Source organism: Flavobacterium sp. (assembly GCF_049590715.1).
In the GTDB taxonomy this organism is placed as follows: Bacteria; Bacteroidota; Bacteroidia; order Flavobacteriales; family Flavobacteriaceae; genus Flavobacterium.
Genome location: NZ_JBAWDL010000319.1, coordinates 1 through 3,968, shown reverse-complemented (window position 1 = coordinate 3,968; position 3,968 = coordinate 1). Strand labels below are relative to the sequence as shown.

Here is a 3,968-nt window from a genome sequence, read left to right as displayed (position 1 = left end):
CTTGCGTAAGGGGTTGCAGTGGAGCTCTTTTTTAATCCTGTTTTTTACAGGATTAAAAAAAGCGGGAACGGAAAACCCGACCCGTAGTTTTTACGGAGGGTTACGCCCAAAAAAAAACTAATGCCCTGCCTTTGGATACAAATCGTTCGTGTATCTTAAAACTTCTGCTTTTCCTTCTCCTCTGGCGTTATGAATTTCGACATTCCATTGTTTTTTTAATGATTCTAAAACAGCGGTGTTTTTTTTATCGTTAACTAGATTATGTAGTTCTTGTGGATCATTTTTTAAGTTATACAGCTCTTCATACACGGGTTTCTCTCCGTTTAATGGTGAGTCGATATAATCACGGTAAATGGCGATTTCTGGGTCGTGCATTTTGTACAACATATCGTTGACATTCACTCCTAATTCTTTAGCATATTTAATTTCTTTAGTTGCTGAAAAATTATCATTTTTATAATAACGTATGTATTTCCATTCTTTGTCCTGAACAGCTTCGCAACGAGGATTTCCAAAATGGGTAGACCATAAATTTTCGGTATAGACATGAGTACGGACTTCGTCTTTTCCTCCTTTAATTAGGTTCGAAATATCTTTTCCTTGAAATACTTTTGGTGCAGGAATTCCGCCCATTGCCAACATGGTTGGTGCAATATCGATCGTTTGTACCAAAGCATCACTTTTTAATCCTTTTTGTTTTTTAGATACTCTAGGATCCAAGACAATAATTGGTATGTGCGTTGTTTTTTCATAACACAATGATTTTCCACCAAGACCTTGTTCGCCACCGAATAATCCGTGGTCAGAAGTAAAAATAATTACGGTGTTTTTATCGATTTTAAGATCTTTTAATTTTTTTCTTAAATTACCAACCATTCTATCAATTCCAGTCATGGCTTCCATTTCACGAATGTATCTTTCTTTGATTCCCGCTGGAGTATCTACATAATTATAACCATCTTGGCGATCTTCAGCATGCAATAAATCGGCAGGTAATTTTGGCGTTTTGATATCCGCTTTAGCGATATAATTTGGAGGCAACGGAATTTCGATATTACGATACAAGGTTCTATATATTTCATCATCTGAAGGCTTCATCTTCATTGTTCCCGTACTTGCTCCGTGAGGTAGGTTGAAATTGATCGACAACATAAATGGTTTGTCTGACGGTCTGCTTTCAAGGAATTTAATAGCCCCTTTTAATTTTCTTTCGTTAGGATCTAAAAAGTCATTAACCCCTTCATTGATAATCTCTGGCTGCGTAAAAGCAATGGCATCATTAAAAATAGAGTGTCTGTCTTTAGGGTAAAAACTCAAATGCCCATGACCAGCATACCAATAATCAAAACTTTTTTCCATAACACCACTGTCATACCCACCTTTCCCAACTGGGGCATGATTTTTACCAACCCAACCCGTATAATAGCCGTTAGCACGCATCACCATAGGATACGATTGTTCCCAGGCTTTGTCAGAAACACTGGTTCCTGAATTGAAGTTCACACCGTGTTTACGCTCGTATTGCCCTAATAATATAGATACCCTACTAGGCGTACAAATGGCACTCGTTACATGAGCATTAGTAAACAAAATTCCTTCACCTGCCATTTTATCAATATTTGGCGTTTGTATAATGGTGTTTCCCGTACACCCTAATAATTCATAGGATTGATCATCAGTCAGGATGAAAATAATATTTGGGCGTTCTTGAGCCGAAAGACTAATAAAGTACTGAAAGACTAATGCCAGTAGTAAAAAATTCTTTTTCATTTTATTTTGTATTGATTGAAAGCGTTGTTGATTTTAATTGATTGGACTGTGCTGTAATCTTGATTGCTCCTTTTTCAGAAGTAGATTTTACAATCAAAACACACATCCCGCTAAAAGCTTTACTGTTATTTGCTTGAAAAGAAGCTAATGAAGTCGAATCTCCATTACCTACTGCAGCAAGAACCCCTTTTCCTTCAACAGTAAAGTTTACTAAATTATCAGCCTCAGGACATAGATTTCCGTTTTTGTCTTCTATACGTACTGTGATGAATGACAAATCATTTCCATCGGCATCTAGGACTGTTCTATCAGCAATTAGTTTAATTTGAGCTGGAGCTCCAGCTGTCATAATTTCTTTTACAGCAGTTTGTTTTCCGTTTTTATATCCTACTACTTTTATACTTCCAGGCTGGTAAGGCACATTCCAAGACAGACGGTATTTGGTTTTGTACATTCCTTTTTCAAATCCATGATATTCTGATGGAATTTCGGTAAAATCTTTTCCTTTTACTTTTTTGCCAAAAGATTTTCCGTTCACAAACAATTCTACCTCATCACAATTTGTATAAGAATAAACAGGGATAATTTCGCCTTCTTTTCCTTTCCAGTTCCAATGTGGCAATACATGTACCATAGGTTTTGTAGTCCATTGACTTTGGTACAAATAAAAACGATCTTTAGGCAATCCTACTAAATCAACAGGTGCAAAATAAGAAGAATGCGAAGGCCAATCGGAGTTCCAGTAGCCATTGGTCGAATTATCTCGTCCTCCATAAGGCGTAGGTTCTCCTAAATAATCAAAACCTGTCCAAATAAATTCTCCTAACGAAGAAGGATTGTTTTTTTGCGCATCAAACTCTACATCTGGAGCATACGCCCACGGTGGTCCTACAGTGGTATCATAACTCGACACTTGATTGGTTTCATGTTTTTCTTTAAATTCTATTGGTAAATGATAGATGCCACGACTACTAGTTTGAGAGGAAGTCTCCGAACCGTATAAAACAATATTTGGATTTTTTTCTTTAATCTCTTTATAATCCGCTGGCCAATAATTCATTCCTACTATATCTATTTGGTAGGCTAATTTATTAGTAAAAGGTTGTGGATAATAATTGAATCCTGCAGTTGTAGGACGAGTATTATCTTCATCATGGCAAATGTCATTTAGATGTTTGGTCAAAATCCAACCGTCTTTTTTACTTTGTTCCAAAATTTCGTTCCCAATACTCCACATTATCACTGAGGGATGGTTGCGATCACGCTTGATCATATCACGCAAATCTTTTTCATGCCATTTGTCAAAATATTTATGGTATCCGTTAGGGACCTTGGCCATTTGCCATTCATCAAAAGCTTCTACAATAACTACAATACCCAGTTTATCACATACTTCTAGCATTTCTGGCGATGGAGGATTATGACTGGTACGCAAAGCATTAGCACCCATACTTTGCATGATTTGCATTTGGCGCTCTGTTGCTCTGTAATTTACAGCTGCTCCTAATGGTCCTAAATCATGGTGCATACAAACACCGTTGAGCTGCACTCTTTTACCATTCAACAAAAATCCTTTATTGGCATCAAATTCAATAGTTCGAATACCAAAATTGGTTTGGTATTCATCAACTGTTTCTTTCCCCATTTTTATTTGGCTATAAGCCGTATATAAGATAGGTGATTGAATATCCCATTTATTTGGATTTACCACTTCAATCTCTTGAATTACTTTTTGCTCCGTGTTTTTATTGATTGTTATTTTTTGACTGTTGGTTCCTACTACCACACCTTTATTGTTTTTAAGAGTGGTTATTAGGACAGCATCTGAATTTAGATTACCCGCATTTTTAACTGAGGTCTGAATTTTAACCGCTGCTTTAGCATTAGTCACTACAGGAGTCGTAATATACGTTCCCCATTGTGGAATGTGAATGTTATCATTGATCTTCAATCGAACATTACGATAAATTCCAGCACCAGGATACCATCTAGCGGCTAGATCTTCGGGAGCTACTTGGACGGCGATTACATTATCTTGCCCAAATTTGATGTAAGGTGTTAAATCCAGTTCGAAGCCAATATATCAGTAAGGACGTTCACCAACATAATGTCCATTCAAGTACACTTTTGCATTACTCATCACACCATCAAATTCGATAGCGATTTGTTTCTTTTTATTAGATATATCAACAGTAAAA

At 36.6% G+C, this 3,968-nt stretch carries 3 protein-coding genes; all 3 read right to left on the bottom strand.

What is annotated here, in order from left to right; all coding sequences use genetic code 11:
* Positions 1 to 117: 117 nt before the first annotated feature.
* Entirely contained in the window at positions 118 to 1,770 is a 1,653-nt protein-coding gene (locus WBQ70_RS13840; protein WP_423915224.1) for a sulfatase-like hydrolase/transferase, read from the bottom strand.
* A 1-nt stretch (position 1,771) separates the two neighbouring features.
* On the bottom strand, positions 1,772 to 3,721 hold the full coding sequence (locus WBQ70_RS13835; RefSeq protein ID WP_423915223.1) for a glycoside hydrolase family 2 TIM barrel-domain containing protein: 1,950 nt from the start codon (positions 3,719 to 3,721) through the stop codon (positions 1,772 to 1,774).
* Between the two features lie 132 nt (positions 3,722 to 3,853).
* Positions 3,854 to 3,955 carry a hypothetical protein gene (locus tag WBQ70_RS13830; RefSeq protein WP_423915226.1) on the bottom strand — a complete coding sequence of 34 codons (102 nt, stop codon included), beginning with the start codon at positions 3,953 to 3,955 and terminating at the stop codon, positions 3,854 to 3,856.
* Positions 3,956 to 3,968: the final 13 nt, after the last annotated feature.